General features: G+C 45.8%; 1 protein-coding gene and 2 pseudogenes. All 3 read left to right on the top strand.

The window, feature by feature from the left end:
• A pseudogene (locus A3762_RS28075) lies at positions 1-211 on the top strand (NAD(P)H-quinone oxidoreductase); the annotation flags it as partial.
• Between the two features lie 18 nt (positions 212-229).
• Complete coding sequence (locus A3762_RS24960) at positions 230-604, top strand: DUF2069 domain-containing protein (RefSeq protein WP_068479048.1); 375 nt, start codon at positions 230-232, stop codon at positions 602-604.
• A gap of 26 nt (positions 605-630) precedes the next feature.
• Positions 631-869 (top strand): annotated as a pseudogene (locus A3762_RS24955) (hypothetical protein); the annotation flags it as partial.

The raw sequence follows: 869 nt of genomic DNA, 5'->3' as shown, positions 1-869 counted from the left end.
AATGATGATCCCTTTGATGCATCAGGGCATGGTGATTTCAGGCCTTCCCTACACTGAAAAAGCCTTGCATGACACAACAACAGGCGGCACCCCCTACGGCGCAAGTCATACAGAAATGGGAACAAACGGTGCTTTGAGCGAACATGAAACCGCGCTATGCCAAGCCCTCGGTAAACGATTAGCCACGCTCGCTCGTAAACTTAATTCTTAATCAGATTCAGAAAACGTTATGACAAATTCTCTCGAACTCAAAAGCAAACGTGCAGCACTTGTTACTAAAATCAGCTATGTCGCTCTGCTAGTCATCTTGGCCTACACCACCTTTGTACCCGGACTACCAGAAGGTGTATCAGTTGCTCTAGTACTCGCTGTGAAATATATCCCCTTGCTGATTGTGCTTCCTGGCCTACTCTTAAATAAACTGCGTTCATATGTATGGCTGTGCTTTATTGTGCTGTTTTACTTCACGCGCGCGTTTGTTGATGCCTATATGCAAGAGTCTTGGCTATCAGCAGACACTTTCATCACAGTGATCACCATGGTTTTATTCCTTGCCGCAATGTATTTTGTGAAATGGGAAAAACTTCAAGGTAAATCGCTATAAGGCAGACATAACAATAGGATTTTCACGTGCAACAGACCACGGCTTCGCTGACGCTTGATTTTAGTCGAACCGTCAATCAATTGGTGAGTGACGGCATTCTTGCGCAAGACGATGCGGATAAACTCCTCAGTTCACCCCGTGGTCAAAAACACGTACAACTCCACCCACTCGAAATCATTGCCGGCGCAGGTTTAAAAGCGCTCAATGGCGATGTGAATGTTGATATGAATTACTTGCTCGACTGGCTCAGTGACTGGTCAGAGCA

The sequence above is a fragment of the Oleiphilus sp. HI0125 genome, from assembly GCF_001635355.1.
The sequence above is the reverse complement of the archived record's forward strand: the minus strand, read 5'-3'. Positions and strand labels throughout refer to the sequence as shown.